Below are 16,177 nucleotides of genomic sequence, written 5' to 3' on the forward strand. Positions count from 1 at the left end.
TTCAGGGGTCTCCGAGCGCTGCTGATTCGGAGGCCTGCTCGACCTGGATGAGGAAGCGCTGGAGTTCAGCGAACGGCTCCAGCTTCCATATCTCGTCATGAGGAAGCCGCGAGAAGCGCTTCATCAACCATTGCCGCCACGGCGTGTTCCTGGCCCGCTTGGCGGAGCCGGACGTGACGAGCTCCTCGAGGACCTTGCCTGGCACATACTCCGCGATCTTGAGCTGTTCCGACGAAGGGGCGGGGAGCCCGAGTGATTCGAGCAGCCCCGGGACTCGGAAGAAGAGGATCTCCAGCTCCGGTGCCATCAGGATCAGCTTCCATTCCTCCATGGAGGTAATGGCTCCCACCAAGGCCTCGAGCTGCCTTCTGCGGCTCTGGATCTTCGAGGGATCATGTGCTTCGGCGTCGAGCACGAGGGCCACGGGGAGCTGCTTCACGACCATGAGCGAGCTGGCCAGTGATTCCGCGGAAGATCGATTGCCGCCCACGAAGACGCGAGCTTGCTCGAGACCCTTGGCTTTGAGCAGTGACTCGATGAGCTCGCCATCGAACTGCTCCTCCGTCACCACACACACCGTCATGGCGCGCCCTCCGAACGTAGACCGTAGTGTGGAAAGCCATTTTCCATGGCGTGACGGAGCTGCAGTTGCAAACCGTGCCTCATCTTGCGCCGGGTCAGGCCGTACTCGAACAGCCTTACGATGTCCCTTCGGTTGTGCTTCCGAATCGCGTGGACATACTCATCCACCCTCCCCATCCCCTCACTCCTTCCAGAGTACCTTCCACGGGTGCTTCCGGAGGTCTGACAGCAGGCCTCGCAGGTCTTCGTAGACCTGCTTGTCCTTCTGCAATGCACCAACCGTGCCCTCGCCCGCCTCGATGCGGGTGAGCAGCCGATCCGCCTTCGCGGCGATCTGGTCCAGCTTCTCGCCCGCGGCCGTGTAGCGCTCCAGCGCCTGCTTCAGCTTCGCGCCGTCCTTCTCATCGAGCCCGCCCGTCATCATCGCGAGCCCATTGAGCGTCTTGCCCGCCGAGCCGGAGATGCCGGGCAGCTCGCGCTTCACCAGCGCCACCGTCTCCGCCGCGTCTCCCAGCAGCTGGGCCCCCGTGCCGCCGGCCTGCATCGTCTCCCGTGCGAGCTTCGCCAGCATGCGCATGTCCTTCGCCGCCGCGGACAGCTCGCCCGTCAGCGTCTTCAGATCGCCCCGGTTCTCGTTCAGCACGCCGTCCAGCGTGCTCGTCAGCCGGGACACGTTGGCCGCCAGCTTCTGGAGCCCCTCCGGATCGTCCGCGAGCGCGCCGCTCGCCACGTCCAGGAAGGCCGAGAGCTGCTGCGCCACCAGGTCCAGGCGCGGCGCGTCCGTGCCCCGCAGGGCAACCCCGGAGGGCAGGGGAGTGGCGGACGCCGAGCCCGGGTTCAGCTCCAGGTACGGCTCGCCCAGCGGGCCCACCGTCCCCACCGTCACCCGCGCGTCCGAGCGCAGCGCCGCCAGCGCCTCGGGACGCACCGACAGCCCCATCCGCACTGGCAGCGGCCGGCCCTGCTCGTCCCGGCGATCCGGCTGCAGGCCGATGTCCTCCACCCGGCCCACCACCACACCGCCCAGCTTCACCGGCGCGCCCTTCACCACGTTGCCCGTGTGCCCGAAGTCCACCGAGAGCACCGTCTCGCCGCCCGTCGTCAGCTCGCCCATCAGCCATAGCAGGCCGAGCACGCCCAGCACCGCCGCCAACACCAGCGCGCCCACCTTCATCTCCAAGCGACGCTCATCCATCCGAGGCTGCCTCCAGGAACGGCGCCGTCAGGGCGCGCAGCTCCGGTTCAGAAGATGCCAGGAACTCCTCGGGCGTGCCCAGGAAGGCACACCGTCCTCCTCCCACCACCAGCACCCGATCCGCCAGCGTGCGCAGCAGCCGGTAGTCGTGGGACACCACCAGCGCTCCCAGCCCTCGCGCCTTCACCGAGGCCAGCACTCCCTCCACCTGCGCCGCCGCCCTCCGGTCCAGCCCCGTGGTGGGCTCGTCCAGCAGCAGGTACTCCGGCCGCAGCACCAGCGCCCGAGCAATCGCCGCCCGCTTCTTCGCCCCGGGCCCCAGCTCGGTGGGCAGGCGATCTCCCGCCACCTCCAACCCCACCAGCCCCAGGGCCTCGTCCACCGCGGCCCGAGAGACGCCGGGAGCCGCCATCGCCACGTTCTCCCGCAGCGTCCGCCAGTCCAGCAGCGCCGGGCCCTGCACCAGGTACGGCGCCCGCTGGCGCAGGGCTCGCAGGGCGCGCTCGGGCCGCGTGTCCACCCGCTCGCCGAGCAGCTCCACCCGGCCCGCCTCCGGCCGCAGCAGCCCCACCGCCAGCCGGCACAGCACGCTCTTGCCCGCCCCGCTCGCTCCGGCCACGAAGGTCAGCTCGCGCGTGGACAGCTCCGCGCTCAGCCCCGCCAGCACCCGCCGGCCGGACTCGAACGTCACCGATACCTCCGAGAAGCGCAGCATGCCCGTCCCACTCACACCCGCAGCGCCTGGAAGCCGAGCGCCACCACGAAATCAATCAGCAGGCAGCCCATGCACGCCGCCACCACCCCGCGCGTGGTGGCCTCGCCCACCGCCTCGGCGCCTCCGCGCGCGGACAGCCCCTCCACCGCCGCGGCCAGGGGGATGTAGACGCCGCAGCCCGCCGCCTTCACCAGCCCGGCCGCCACGTCCCACCCGTCCACGTACCGCGCGTCCATGAAGGCCGTCCCGTCCGTGCCGAAGGCCCACGTCGCCGTCGCCACCGCCGACAGCGTCGCCGCCATCGTCCCGAGCACGCACAGCAGCGGCACGCCCACCAGCCCCGCCAACACCCTCGGCGCCACGAGGTCCGCGTAGGGGTCGCCCGCCGACATCTCCAGCGCCTCCACCTGCTCGTTGACGCTCATGGTGGACAGCTCGGCGCCGTGGCTGGCCCCTCCGCGCGCCGCCGCCAGCAGCGCGGACACCACCGGGCCGAACTCGCGCACCATCAGCTCGAAGTAGGGCGGGCCCACCACCGGCAGGTTGCCCGTGAGCCGGCTCGCCTGGTCGTTCGCGATCGTCACCATCACCGCCCCGAAGAACGCCATGCCCGACGTCACCAGCCACATGCTGCGCCCGCCCAGCTCGTGGAGCTGTCGCAGGCACTCGTGCCAGGGCAGGCCGTCACGCGCGCTCGCACGCACGGTGCGCGCGAGCATCAGCACGGGGGCTCCGAAGGAGGCGAGGATGTTCATTCCAGGTGGGGGGTGACTTCGGAGGTCCGAGGCTACCGCGTTCCGCGCGGGGAACGAAGCCACCCGGGACGGGCTCACCCCGGCAGCTTCGTCAGCGCGGTGGTGAGCAGGAAGTCCAGCAGGAAGATGGCGGCGCACCCCATCACCACCGCGCCCGCGGCCGCCTGGCCCACCGCCCGAGCGCCTCCTCGCGCCCTCAGCCCCACGGACGTGGACACCAGCGCGATGGCCAGCCCGTAGGCGCCCGACTTCAGCACTCCGGCCAGCATGTCCCGGAGGTGGAGCATGCTCTCGAAGCTGTCGAAGAAGGAGCGCACTGGCAGTGCCAGCGTGAAGTAGGCCGCCACGGCCTCGAAGAGCACGGCCACCAGGAAGGTGAGGGCGGACAGGCCCGTCACGCTCGCCGTCATCGCCACCACCCGTGGGGCCACCAGGATCGAGAACGGATCCAACCCGATGCCGCGCAGGCCCTCGAGCTGCCCGCCCACCTGCATCGTCGCCAGCTCCGCCGCGTTGCGCGCTCCCAGCCGCGCCGCCATCACCAACCCCAGCAGCAGCGGGCCGAACTCCCACAGCACCGCGTACCCCGCCGCCCACCCGAGCACTGCCCGCGCCCCGAAGCGCTGCACGTACAGCGACGTCTGCACCACCACCGTCGCCCCTGTCAGCGCCGCCGTCGCCAGCGTCAGCGGCAGCGAGCCCCAGCCGAACTGCACCAGCCCTCGCAGCAGCTCGCGGCGATCCATCCGTGCCAGCCCCAGCACCGTGCGCGCCAGCACCAGCCCCAGCGCTCCCACGGCCCGCACTCCATCGAGCGTCTCCCGCCCGAGCCAGCCCCGTGCGCTCACGCGAGCGCCTCGTCCGCCAGTGCTTCCACCTCGGGAGCCGGCGGGCCGTCGTACAGGAGCTGCCCGTCGCGCAGGTACAGCCAGCGGGAGAGGGAGAGCTCCGGCGGAGCATCGGGCGCGGCGACGATCAGCGAGCCGCTCCCGGCCACCTCCAGCAGCACCCGCGCCACCTGCCGCGCCGTGCCCGGATCCAACCCCGCGAACGGATCATCCGCCAGCAGCACCGAGGGCCTCGCCGCCAGCGCGCGCGCGATGCCGGCCCGCTTGCGCATGCCCCCGGACAGCCGCTCCGGCAGGGTCTCCGCGGCCTCGGCGAGACCCACCGCCCGCAGCACCTCGTCCGCGCGCGCCTCCGCCTCCTCGCGGGGCACGTGCCGGCGCTCCAGGGGCAGCAGCACGTTGCGGCGCACCGTCATCGAGTCGAAGAGGGCGTCCGTCTGGAACACCATGCCGAACGCCGCCTGGCGCGCGCGCTTGAGCGCGGGGGCCATCGCCGCCACGTCCTCGCCATTCCAGAGGACGTGTCCGCTGGCGGGCGCCGTCAGCCCCGCGAGCGCCTTGAACAACGTCGTCTTGCCCGCGCCCGAGCGCCCGAGCACGAGCACGCGGCTGCCGGGCGGAAGGGTGCAGACCACGTCCCGGAGAACGGGTCGCACGCCCTGCCGCACCGTGAGCCTGTCCGCGCGCAGCTCCATGGGGGCTCAGAGGCCCCAGTGCACCAGCGTCCCGCCCTGGCCCACCGCCCACTGTTCCCGGGGGTCGAAGCCGTCGAGCGAGAGGAGCGCCTGTCCCTGGGGGAAGGGCTCGGTCCAGGTGGTGCCGTTGAGGCGGTGGAGGTACGTGTTGGCCTTCTTGGAGAGGACGAGGACGACGGTGGGGTCGAAGGCGACCACGTCCACCAGATCCGTCGTGCCGTCGGGCGACGTCAGCTTCCGCCACGCCCCGTTCTCGCGCGCGAGCACGAGGCCCCTGTCACCCACCGCGTACGCCAGCCGCCCGTCCACCACCGACACGCCGCGCAGGAAGCCCGTGCCGACGTCCGCCGGCAGGCTCTCGGGCTTCCAGCTTCCCGAGGCCGTGTCGAGGCGGAAGGCGCGGGGCACGGCCGTGCTGTTGTCGAGCTGGTAGCTCTCGGCGCCCACGGCGAGCAGCGTGCCCTCGCCCAGGCCGTGGATGCTCCGCAGGTTCGCCGGCACCGTGGCCGCCACCACCGGCGCCGAGGGCGAGGAGGCGCTCCGCCACTCCCAGCGCAGCACATGGCCGCCACTGGTCACCGCGTACACGGTGGTGACGCCGGAGCGCTCGAAGCCCACCAGCCCGTTGATGCTGCTCGTCACCCCGCCCACGGAGGCCGTGACACACGCCGTGCCCGAGGTCGTGGCGCTGCCGAGCACCCCGTCCGCCGAGCCGAGGAAGACGCGCCCATCGCTCGGCCTCGCCCACGCGGCCTTCCAGTTCCCCGTGCAGCCAGCGATGTCCGTCACCGTCGCGCCGTCCACGTGCGCGAGCCTACCGCCCGCGCCCGCCAGCCACGCCCTGCCCAGGCCGTAGCTCGTCACCGCCTCCCACGTCGTGTCCCCGCCGAGCACGCTCCGGGCGCTCCACGGGCCGCCGGCGCAGAGGCCGCCTTCATCCACGCGGCCATCGCAGTTGTTGTCCAGCCGGTCGCACACCTCGGCGCCGCCGAGGAAGCGCGAGCCCTCGTCGCAGTCGTCCTTGAGCGTCCTCGCGTCCGGCTGCGTCTTGCAGGAGAGGCCCACGCTCGTGCCGTAGCGCCCGTCCCCGTCCTCATCCACGAACCACGGCATGGGGGACTGCGTGCTGGCACACACGGCCGCCGATTTATCCGTCGTGCAGCCGCGCGTGCCCGCGCAGCCCAGCTCCGTCTCGCACGCCGAGCCCAGGTGGAAATTCTCGTCCGCCGCGCCGCTGCAGTTCTCGTCCTCTCCGTCGCAGAGCTGCTCGGCCTGGCCCGGGTGGACGCCCTTCTTCCCATCGTGGCAGTCGCCGGCCTCCGACACCGCGCCCGAGGGCCGCATGCAGGCACGCACCACCTGCGTCGGGTTGCCGTAACCGTCCCCGTCCGCGTCCACGTAGTAGCCGCGCTTGTCGACGGCGTCGTCCTCGCTCCCGGAGCAGTTGCTGTCCTTGCCGTCGCACGTCTCCGTGGCGCCGGGGTAGGCGCGGGCATCGGTGTCGTCGCAGTCCGTGCCCTTGCCGCCGGACGCACTCGCCGAGACGAAGCCGTCCCCGTCCAGGTCCTGCGCGCGCAGGTCCAGGTACACCAGCGTGGCGCCCTTCTCGGGGATCTCCACCACCTGCGAGCTGGAGGCCACCTCCGGGCCCGAGCACGAGCCCTCCCGCGCGCTCGCCGTCAGCCGGAGGTTGCGGCTCCAGTCCGCCTTGCGGAACACCGCCACCGTCCGGTCGTCGCTGCGCCGCTCATCCACCGGGAGCTGCTGCGTCTCGGTGCGGCTCGCATCCGCCTCGTCCAGTGCCGTCACAGTCAGGCACCCGGGGCGGAACGTGGCGTAGAAGACCTCCACGCGCACGGCTCCCGCCTCGGCCTCGCCGCCGCGACTGCAGCCGCACAGCGCCAACATTCCCACCGCCAGGAATAAACGCATGACTCGAGCATTCCCGGGCGCACCGCGCCCGACGTGAAAAGTCTTCGTCCCACCATTAGCCCGATGCGCGAGGCAGCGTCTAGACAGCCCCAGGTTCCCGTGGCCGGGCGCTCCCCCCTCCGCTATAGGTGCTTGCTGGCCATTTCCCCCGGATCGCACCCCCTCTCGCACGAACATGCCCTTGATCCGAGCCGCCGTCGTCCTCCCCGTGTGCGCTTGGCTCGCACTGTGTGCGCCTGACGCGCATGCCCAGGAGCCGCGTCCCGCCCCACCTCCCGCCGCTGGGGGGCAGCCGCTGACGCTGGAGCGCGCGGTGACGCTCGCGACGGAGCAGAACGAGAGCGCGCTCTCCGCCCAGGCCCGCGCCGAGGCCGCCCAGGCCCGTGTGGCGCGCGCCCGGGCCTTCTTCTTCCCGAGGCTCACCGTCACCGGCTCCTACACGCGCCGCCCACGGGAGACGACGCGGCAGGTGGGCGAGGAGCAGGTGGTGGTGCAGGCGCTCAATGCCCTGGGTGGCACGGCCATCGCCCGCCTCACGCTCTTCGACGCGCGGGGCTTCCCGCTCTACCAGGCCGCGAAGAAGGACGGCGAGGCGACGGAGTTGGACGCGGTAGAGGTTCGCCGCCAGGTGGGCTTCCAGGCCGCCAACGCCTTCCTCTCCACGCTGGGCTCCCAGCAGGTGGTCGAGGCCTCGGAGCGCCGGCTGGCCTTGGCGCGCCAGTCCCTCGAGGAGGCCCGGGCCCGGGCTCGGGCGGGGCTGGCCAGCACCAATGACGTGACGCGCTCGGAGCTGGACGTGGCCAGCGCGGAGTCCCAGCTCGCCGAGTCGGTGGGGCAGGCCGAGACGAGCCGCCTGGAGCTGGGCTACCTGCTGGTGGCGCCCGTGGAGGGCCCGCTGGCCGCGCCCGAGACGCTGCTCACCGAGGCCTCGCGCCCCGTGGACTCCTTCGTGGGGCTGGCCGAGAAGGCCGAGGAGCGCCGCCCGGACATCCTCTCCGCGAAGCTGCGGGTGCAGGCCCAGGAGGCCCTCGCGCGCGAGCCGCTCGCCCGGCTGTTCCCCTCGTTGGGCGCCAGCGCCCAGTACCGCTACACCAACGAGGCGGGCCTCGCCGGCCGCAACTTCGATGGCTTCTTCACCGTGGATCTCACCTGGAGCGTCTTCGACGGCGGCGAGCGCTACGCGGATCGCCGGGAGCGGCTCGCCCTGGCGCGGGCCCTGGAGCTCGAGGCGACGGCGCGCACGCGGCGCGTGGACGTGGCGGTGGATCGCGCGCGGGTGGCGCTGCGCACCTCCCAGTCCGCCCTGGCGCTCAACGAGGTGGCCGTCCGGGCCGCCCGCCAGAACGCGGAGGAGACGAGCATCCTCTATCGCCAGGGACTTGTTTCCTCGTTGGCGTTGAGTGATGCGCAGGTGAGGCAGTTCGAGGCCGAGGTGGCATTGGCCCGGGCTCGGTATGCATTGGGGACCGCGCTGCTGGAGCTGCGGGCCGCCGTGGGACTCGATCCGCTGGGGAAGGAGCCGTAAGTGAAGACGCGTGTCGTGACGATGGTGCTGGGCGCCGCGCTCGCCCTGGGGACGGGGTGTGGCAAGCCGTCCGGGGGGGCGGGGGCCGCTCCCGCGGGCCCGGGTGCGCCCGGCGCGCAGGGTGGGGCGGGGGGCAGGGGCGGCAGTCGCGGCCCGGTGCAGTTCCCGGTGGAGGTGGCGGCCGTGGAGGCGCGCGACGTGGAGTACGTCGTCTCCGCGGTGGGCTCGGTGGAGGCCTTCGAGCAGGTGCAGATCACCGCGCGCGTGGCGGGCGTGGTGGAGCAGGTGCGCTTCATGGAGGGCCAGTCGGTGAAGAAGGGCGAGGTGCTCGCGGAGATCGAGCCCACGCGCTACAGCATCGCGGTGCGCTCGGCGCAGGCGGCGCTGGAGAAGGCCCAGGCGTCGAAGGCCGAGGCGGAGGCGGCCTCCGGGCGGCGCACGGCGGCCAACGAGGAGCGCCCGGGGCTGTTGCCGGCCGAGCAGCTCGATACCGCCCAGGCGCGGGCGCGCACGGCGGCGGCGGACGCCAGCGCGGCGAAGGCGGCGTTGGATCAGGCCGAGCTGAACCTGCGCGACGCCTACGTGAAGGCGCCCATGGACGGGGTGCTGCAGACGCGCACGGTGCAGACGGGGCAGTACGTGCAGCCGGGCACGGTGATGGCCACGCTGCTGCGGCGGGATCCGCTGCTGCTGCGCTTCACCGTGGCCGAGGCGGACGTGTCGCGGGTGAAGCCGGGGATGCCGGCGCGCTTCACGGTGCGCACGGACGGGCACACGTACACGGGCCGCATCAGCTACGTGGCGGACGCGGCGGACGCGGCGAGCCGCATGGTGAAGGTGACGGCGGAGGTGAGCGGGAAGGAGGCCCAGGCGCTGCGGCCGGGAGCCTTCGCCACGGTGTCGGTGCCGGTGGCGACGGCCCAGGGCGCCCCGGTCATCCCCCAGACGGCGGTGCGCCCCAGCGAGCGCGGCTTCCTGGCCTTCGTGGTGCAGGACGGCAAGGCGCGCGAGCGCGTGGTGGATCTCGGCCTGCGCACGGCGGACGGGCTGGTGGAGGTGCGCGAGGGGCTCGAGGCCGGCGAGCAGCTCGTGGTGCGCGGCGGCGAGGCGCTCAAGGACGGCGCCGCGGTGCGCATCGCGGAGGGGGCCAAACCGGGCTTCACCGGCGAGCCGCGCCGTGAGGCGGACACGGCCAACAACGGAGGCGCGGGTCGATGAACATCACCGATGTCTGCATCAAGAAGCCCGTCTTCGCCTGGATGCTGATGGCGGCCACCATCGTCTTCGGGCTGGTGGCGGCGAAGGACATCGGCATCAGCCAGTTCCCGGACGTGGACTACCCCGTCATCAGCGTCAACGTGAGCTGGGAGGGGGCTTCGCCGGAGGCGGTGGAGAACGACATCATCGAGCCGCTCGAGGAAGCGGTGATGCAGGTGGAGGGCGTCAAGACCATCACCTCCAAGGCGAGCCAGGGCGGCGGTGGCATCTCGGTGGAGCTGGATCTGTCGCGCGACGTGAACCAGGCGCTGCAGGACGTGACGGCCAAGGTGAGCCAGGCGCAGAACCGCCTGCCGCGGGACATCGATCCGCCGGTCATTTCCAAGAGCAACCCGGAGGACAACCCCATCATCCAGGTGGGCGTGTCCGGGCCCTTCTCGCGACAGTTCATCTCCGACTTCGCCCGCTACCGGTTGAAGGAGTCGCTGCAGACGGTGCCGGGCGTGGGCGAGGTGACGCTGGGTGGCTCGCTGGAGCGCAACGTGCGCATCTGGGTGGACGCGGCGAAGCTGGACGCGCGCGGGCTCACCGTCATGGACGTCATCACCACGCTCCAGCGCGAGCACGTGGAGCTGCCCGCGGGCCGCATCGAGACGGAGGGCCGGGAGATCAACGTCCGCGTCATGGGCGAGGCGTTGAATCTGGAGACGCTGCGCCACCTGGTGGTGCGCGAGGGAGACGGCTCCCCCGTCTATCTGTCCGACGTGGCGCTGGTGGAGGACGGCTTCGAGGACGAGCGCCGCATCGCCCGCGTGGATGGGCAGCCGGCCCAGGGGCTCGGCATCCGCAAGCAGCGCGGCGCCAACGCGGTGGCCGTGGCCCAGGGTGTGCGCGCCAAGCTGGCCGAGGTGCAGAAGGACGCCCCCCCGGGCCTGGAGGTGGGCATCAACTTCGACTCCACCCAGTTCATCGAGGAGAGCGTCCACGAGATCGAGTTCGAGCTGCTGCTGGCCTGCATCCTGACGGCCCTGGTGTGCTGGGCCTTCCTCGGCTCGCTCTCCAGCACGCTCAACGTCATCCTCGCCATCCCCATGTCGCTGCTGGGCACGGTGGCGGTCATCTACTTCCTGGGCTTCACCCTCAACACCTTCACGCTGCTGGGCCTCTCACTGGCGGTGGGCATCGTGGTGGATGACGCCATCATGGTGATGGAGAACATCTTCCGGCACGCGGAGGAGGGGAAGGATCGGGTGAGAGCGGCGCGGGAGGGCACGCACGAGATCACCTTCGCGGCCCTGGCGGCCACGCTGGCGGTGGTGGCCATCTTCCTGCCCGTCGTCTTCATGAAGGGCGTCATCGGCAAGTTCTTCCTCCAGTTCGGCGTGACGCTGTGCGTGGCGGTGCTGCTGTCCTACGTGGAGGCCATCACCCTGGCGCCGGCGCGGTGCGCGCAGCTCCTCAAGACGGGCCGCGAGGGTCGCAGCAAGGTGGGCCTGGTGGTGGATCGCGCCTTCACCTGGCTGGAGCACCGCTATGGCAAGGTGCTGGCACGGGGGCTGAAGCGGCCCTGGTGGGTGCTGGGCGGCGCGGTGCTGCTGCTGGCCCTGTCCGGCTTCGCCTTCAAGAGCCTGTCGAGCGAGTTCGTTCCCTCGCAGGACCAGGGCCGCGTCATGGTGCGCATGCAGACGCCGGTGGGCAGCACCGTGGAGGAGACCAACCGGCTCTTCCTGCGGGCCGAGGAGTTCCTGCGCAACCGGCCCGAGGTGAGCCGCCTGTTCGCGGTGGTGGGCGGCGGCGGCGCTGGGGCGAATGGCGGCATGCTGTTCGTCACCCTGTTGCCACAGGGTCAGCGCATGCCCATGGCCGAGTTCAACCAGGTGGTGCGCAAGGAGCTCAACTCGTACCCGGGCCTGCGCGCGGTGGTGATGGACCTGTCGCAGAGCGGCTTCACGGGCTCGCGCGGCTTCCCGGTGGAGTTCAGCGTGCGCGGCTCGGACTGGGAGCGCCTCATCGAGTCCAGCACGGAGATCCGCGAGCAGCTCCAGGCGAGCGGCAAGGTGGTGGACGTGGACACGGACTACCAGCTCGGCATGCCGGAGCTGCGCATCACCCCGGACCGGGCGCGCGCCGCGGACCTGGGCGTGTCCATGGAGACGGTGGGCTCCACCCTCAACGCCCTGGTGGGCGGGGTGCGCGTGGGCAAGTACAGCACCGGCGGGCGCCGCATCGACGTGCGGCTGCGCCTGCTCAAGGACCAGCGCTCGCGGCCGGAGGACCTGTCAGTGCTGAAGGTGCGCACCGGCTCGAACGAGCTGGTGCCGCTGTCCTCGCTGGTGACGCAGGAGGAGCGCCCGGCGCTCCAGGCCATCACCCGCAAGGACCGTGAGCGCGCCATCAGCATCTTCGCCAACGTGGCTCCCGGCGCCACCCAGCAGGAGGCGATGGAGACGGTGCAGCGGCTGGCGAAGGATCTGCCCGGTGGCACTCGCGTGGTGTTCGGCGGCTCCAGCGTGGCCTTCCAGGAGTCCATGAGCAGCCTCCTCTTCGCCCTCTTCCTGGGCATCGGGGTGGCCTACATGGTGCTGGCCTCGCAGTTCAACTCGTTCCTCCACCCCGTCACGGTGCTCACCATCCTCCCGCTGTCGGTGGCGGGGGCGGCCTTCGCGATGTGGGGCACCAACACGACGCTCAACATCTTCAGCATGATCGGCCTGCTGCTGCTGATGGGCATCGTGAAGAAGAACTCCATCATCCTGGTGGACTACGCCCTACAGCAACGCGAGCTGGGAGCGGACGCGGTGGAGGCCATGCAGCGGGCGGGGCCGGTGCGCCTGCGGCCCATCCTCATGACGTCGCTGGCCACGATGATGGCGGCGGTGCCCGCGGCGCTGGCGCTGGGCGCTGGCAGCGAGACGCGCGCCCCCATGTCCGTGGCCGTGCTGGGCGGCCTCTCCATCTCCACCGTGCTCAGCCTCCTGGTGGTGCCCGCCTTCTACGTGGTGGCGGACCGGATGGTGACGCGGCTGGCGCGGTGGCGCGGCCGGGGCTCGGACTCCGAGCACGGCTCGGGCTCGGGTGGGGCGGGCGCCTCCGTCGAGGGCGAGAAACCCCGGCTCGCGGGGGGCTGACGCCGTGGATTCGTGGGCCCCTCGTGGATTTCTGAGGGGCCCCCGTCCCCCGAGGCCCGTGATGTCGCGGGGTTGACGCTCGGCCAACCGCTTGCAACAAGATGCCCCTCGCGCTTTTCCTCCAAGGGGGTCTGCATGCGTTACGTGGTACTCGGAGCACTCCTCGCCGTGGGGCTGTTGGCCGCGCCCCGGGCCGAGGCCTGCGGCGGTTTCTTCTGTGCCCAGGCGCCCATCGATCAGGCCGGGGAGCGGATCGTCTTCGGCGTCAGCGGCAACGCGGTCGAGGCCCACATCCAGATCCAGTACCAGGGCGACGCGAAGAAGTTCGCCTGGGTGGTGCCGGTGCAGGCCCGGCCCACGCTGAGCATCGGCTCGGCGCAGCTCTTCACCTACCTGGATCAGGTGACGCAGCCGCGGTTCCAGCTCCAGTGGGAGCCCTCGTGCCAGCCCATCTTCCGCGGCGGCATTCCGGACATGGCGGAGTCGCCGACCTCTGGCGGCCCGCCGCAGGCGGACGGCGGCGGGGTGGTGGTGGTGTCTCGCGAGGACGTGGGGCCCTATGACGCGGCCACCCTCACCGCGGACGACGCGGTGGCGCTGCGCACCTGGCTCACCACCAACGGCTACGACATCCCCGAGACCACCACGAAGGCGCTCGAGCCGTACGTGGGCAACGGCTACTACTTCATCGCCCTCAAGCTCCAGCAGGACAAGGGGGTAGGGGACCTGCGGCCCGTGGTGGTGAAGTTCGAGGGCAACCGGCCCTGCATCCCCATCCGGCTCACGGCGATCGCGGCGCGCCCGGACATGCCGATCATCGCGTACGTGCTGTCGCAAAATCGCGCCATTCCGATGAACTACCGGCACGTGCTCATCAACCCCACGCGCGTGGACTGGCTGGGGAACGGGCGCAACTACCCGCAGGTGGCCACGGCGGCGGTGGACGAGGCCGGCGGGCGTGCCTTCCTCACCGAGTTCGCCGGGAGCGCCGCGTCCTTCGGGCAGAACTTCGCGATGATGAACAACAACCGGGGCTACAACACCGCGGTGCTCGCGGGCTACGCGCACCCGGTGGACTTCGGCATGGCAATGCTCTCCCAGGGCTTCGCGGGAGACCCCACGGTGCAGAGCCTGCTGCGCAAGTACATCCCCATGCCGGCGTCACTCGCGCAGCAGGGCGTGAACGAGGCGCAGTTCTACAACAGCCTGGGCTTCTACCGGTCGGCCATCGACTCGGATCCGGGGCGCGCGCCCTTCGACGCGAAGGGCTTCGCGGACGCGCTGGAGAAGGAGGTGGTGCTGCCGGTGAAGTCGTCCGTGGCGCTGCTCAACGCGCACCCGTACCTCACGCGCCTCTACACCACCATGTCCGCCGAGGAGATGACGGTGGATCCGGACTTCGAGTTCAACGCGGACGCGGCGGACGTCTCCAACGTCTTCACCGCCAAGGCGCGCTTCGAGTCCTGCCAGGAGGACTTCTCGAAGCGCGAGGTGCGCATCGAGCTGCCGGACGGGCGCTTCTTCTTCACGAAGTTCAACCAGCCCATCAACCAGGGCCCCAACGCGGAGCGCGTGGAGCAGTACAGCGACGTGGGCGCACCGGCCATCATCCAGGACAACAGCCCGCTCATCCTGGGCGTCATCCAGGACCTGGGCGGCGGCGTGGTGGGGAGTTGCGGCTGCGGTGCCACGGACGCGAGCTCGGCGGCGATGCTGGCCCTGGTGTTCGGCGCGTGGAGCCTGCGCCGGCGCCGCAACTGAGGTCTGACGCGAGGCAGGCACCCCCTCTCCCTCGGGAGAGGGGGTGGGGGATGCTCAGCGGCCGCGCTTCTTCGCGAGCCAGCGACTCACCCGCACCTTGCCGAACCGTTTGCCGAACAGGTACCAGGTGAAGGTCGCCCCGAAGAGGGCCGCGGACATCGCCACGCCCAGCACGCCCAGCACCGGCACCCCCTGGTACATCACCGGCGTCTGCGCGAACGAGATGAACGCTCCCACGATGAACCCGCAGGCGCACAGGCCCATGAACATCACGATCGCCGCGCTCCGCAGGTTCTCGTTCAACTTGTCGAACTGATCCGCCCGCACCGTCACGCTGAACTTCCCCGACTCCAGGTCCAGCAGGATCTGCGAGAGCTGCGTGGGCAGATCCGCCGCCAGCGACTGGAAGCGCAGCAACGTCCGCATCAGCCCGCCCTGGAGCTGGGTCGGATCGTACCGGTCCGCCAGCAGCTCCTTGGCGTACGGCATCGCCACCTCGAGGATGTTCAGGTCCGGGTACAGCGTGCGCAGGATGCCCTCCGTCGACACCGACGCCCGGCTCAGCAGCGCGTACTCCTTCGGAATCCGGATCCGGTACTTCACCGCCAGGTCGAGCAGATCGCGCATCAGGCTGCGCGCGTCCACCTGCCCCAGCGTCGTCGGCAGGTGCCGCCCGAGCAGCCCCTCGATGTCGTTGCGGAAGCCCACCAGGTTCGCCCGCGCGTCCGGCACGCCCACCCGGTAGAGGATGCGCGCCACCGAGTCGCTGTCCTTCAGCGCCACCGCCAGCACCAGCATCACCAGCGTCTCCTGCATGGCGCGCGACAGCCGGCCCACCACCCCGAAGTCCAGCAGCGCCAGCCGGTTGCCCTCCAGCACCAGGATGTTCCCCGGGTGCGGGTCTCCGTGGAACAGCCCGTCCTCGAAGAGCTGCCGGAAGCTCGTGTCCAGGATGTGGCCCGCCACCTCCCGCCGATCCTCCAGCGACAGCTCCGCCACGCTGATCTTCACCCCCCGGACGAACTCCATCGTCAGCACCGTCCGGCTGCTGAGCGCCGCGTACACCCGCGGAATCGTCATGTACGGCCGGTTGCGGTTGTTCTCCAGGAAGGCCCGGATGTTCGAGGCCTCGTGCACGAAGTCCAGCTCCTCGTGGATGGCCCGGTCGAACTCGTCGACGATCCCCGTGGGCGTGTAGATGCCCGTCTCCTCCACCACCGCCTCCAGCAGCCGCGCCAGCGAGCGCAGCACCACCAGGTCCGAGTCGATCCGCTCGGAGATTCCCGGCCGCTGCACCTTCACCACCACCTCCTCGCCCTCCAGCGTCACTGCCCGGTGCACCTGGGCGATCGACGCCGCCGCCAGCGGCTCGGGATCGATCTGCTTGAAGAGCTCCGTGGCCTCGCGGCCCAGCGACTCGCGGATCCGCGCGTACACGTCCTCGAGCGGGATGGGCTCCACATGGTCCTGCAGCGTCGCCAGCTCCTCGATGAACTCGCCCGGCAGCAGGTCCGCGCGCGTGGAGAGGATCTGCCCCAGCTTCACGAAGGTGGGGCCCAGATCATTGAGCAGCATCCGGAAGCGGCGCGCGGTGGAGGCGCGCTGGACCTCGGGCGATACCTCCACCTTCTCCCGCCGCCCCAGCAGCCGCCACACGCCCGCGCGCTCGAGCCACTCGCCGAAGCCGTGGCGCGCTGCGATGACCCCAATCTGCCGGACGCGGTTCAAATCCTGGAGGAGCACGGGGCCGGCACCTTTCCACGGCCCCGCTCCGCCCGCAAACCCTCTGAGCCGCCCGTTGTCGGGCGGACAGACCTCAGGCC

Annotated in this window: 12 protein-coding genes; 4 read left to right on the forward strand and 8 right to left on the reverse strand. The window is 71.2% G+C overall.

Annotated elements, in window-relative coordinates:
• Nucleotide 1: 1 nt before the first annotated feature.
• From VF697_RS37905 to VF697_RS37935, 7 genes are all read right to left on the reverse strand, one after another.
• Nucleotides 2-583, reverse strand: coding sequence for a hypothetical protein (locus tag VF697_RS37905; RefSeq protein WP_331102854.1), 582 nt, complete (start codon nucleotides 581-583; stop codon nucleotides 2-4).
• 180 nt (nucleotides 584-763) lie between these two features.
• The gene (locus tag VF697_RS37910; protein ID WP_331102855.1) at nucleotides 764-1,777 is read right to left on the reverse strand and encodes an MlaD family protein; all 1,014 of its coding nucleotides are present in this window, start codon (nucleotides 1,775-1,777) and stop codon (nucleotides 764-766) included.
• Entirely contained in the window at nucleotides 1,770-2,492 is a 723-nt protein-coding gene (locus tag VF697_RS37915; protein WP_331102856.1) for an ATP-binding cassette domain-containing protein, read from the reverse strand. Before VF697_RS37915 ends, VF697_RS37910 begins: the two co-directional genes overlap by 8 nt.
• A gap of 11 nt (nucleotides 2,493-2,503) precedes the next feature.
• Nucleotides 2,504-3,247 carry an ABC transporter permease gene (locus tag VF697_RS37920; RefSeq protein ID WP_331102857.1) on the reverse strand — a complete coding sequence of 248 codons (744 nt, stop codon included), beginning with the start codon at nucleotides 3,245-3,247 and terminating at the stop codon, nucleotides 2,504-2,506.
• A 74-nt stretch (nucleotides 3,248-3,321) separates the two neighbouring features.
• Entirely contained in the window at nucleotides 3,322-4,095 is a 774-nt protein-coding gene (locus VF697_RS37925; protein WP_331102858.1) for an ABC transporter permease, read from the reverse strand.
• A complete protein-coding gene (locus tag VF697_RS37930; RefSeq protein WP_331102859.1) occupies nucleotides 4,092-4,790 on the reverse strand; it encodes an ABC transporter ATP-binding protein in 699 nt (232 codons plus the stop codon). Before VF697_RS37930 ends, VF697_RS37925 begins: the two co-directional genes overlap by 4 nt.
• Nucleotides 4,791-4,796: 6 nt before the next feature.
• Nucleotides 4,797-6,722, reverse strand: coding sequence for a putative metal-binding motif-containing protein (locus VF697_RS37935; protein ID WP_331102860.1), 1,926 nt, complete (start codon nucleotides 6,720-6,722; stop codon nucleotides 4,797-4,799).
• A 175-nt stretch (nucleotides 6,723-6,897) separates the two neighbouring features.
• Here VF697_RS37935 and VF697_RS37940 point away from each other — a divergent pair, with 175 nt between their 5' ends.
• The 4 genes from VF697_RS37940 to VF697_RS37955 all read left to right on the forward strand — a co-directional run bounded on the left by VF697_RS37940 (nucleotide 6,898) and on the right by VF697_RS37955 (nucleotide 14,354).
• On the forward strand, nucleotides 6,898-8,247 hold the full coding sequence (locus VF697_RS37940; protein ID WP_331102861.1) for a TolC family protein: 1,350 nt from the start codon (nucleotides 6,898-6,900) through the stop codon (nucleotides 8,245-8,247).
• 21 nt (nucleotides 8,248-8,268) lie between these two features.
• Nucleotides 8,269-9,465: an efflux RND transporter periplasmic adaptor subunit gene (locus VF697_RS37945; protein ID WP_331102865.1), complete on the forward strand. Its 1,197-nt coding sequence runs from the start codon at nucleotides 8,269-8,271 to the stop codon at nucleotides 9,463-9,465.
• Nucleotides 9,462-12,593 (forward strand): efflux RND transporter permease subunit, encoded by a 3,132-nt coding sequence (locus VF697_RS37950; RefSeq protein WP_331102862.1) that lies wholly within the window; start codon nucleotides 9,462-9,464, stop codon nucleotides 12,591-12,593. The genes VF697_RS37945 and VF697_RS37950 overlap by 4 nt, the downstream gene beginning before the upstream one ends.
• Nucleotides 12,594-12,728: 135 nt before the next feature.
• Entirely contained in the window at nucleotides 12,729-14,354 is a 1,626-nt protein-coding gene (locus VF697_RS37955; RefSeq protein ID WP_331102863.1) for a DUF2330 domain-containing protein, read from the forward strand.
• A gap of 54 nt (nucleotides 14,355-14,408) precedes the next feature.
• On the opposite strand, the gene VF697_RS37960 is transcribed toward VF697_RS37955, so the two are convergent.
• Complete coding sequence (locus VF697_RS37960) at nucleotides 14,409-16,097, reverse strand: AarF/ABC1/UbiB kinase family protein (protein WP_331102864.1); 1,689 nt, start codon at nucleotides 16,095-16,097, stop codon at nucleotides 14,409-14,411.
• Between the last annotated feature and the right edge of the window lie 80 nt (nucleotides 16,098-16,177).

Origin of the sequence: Archangium sp., assembly GCF_036388035.1 — a bacterium.
Lineage (GTDB): Bacteria > Myxococcota > Myxococcia > Myxococcales > Myxococcaceae > Archangium.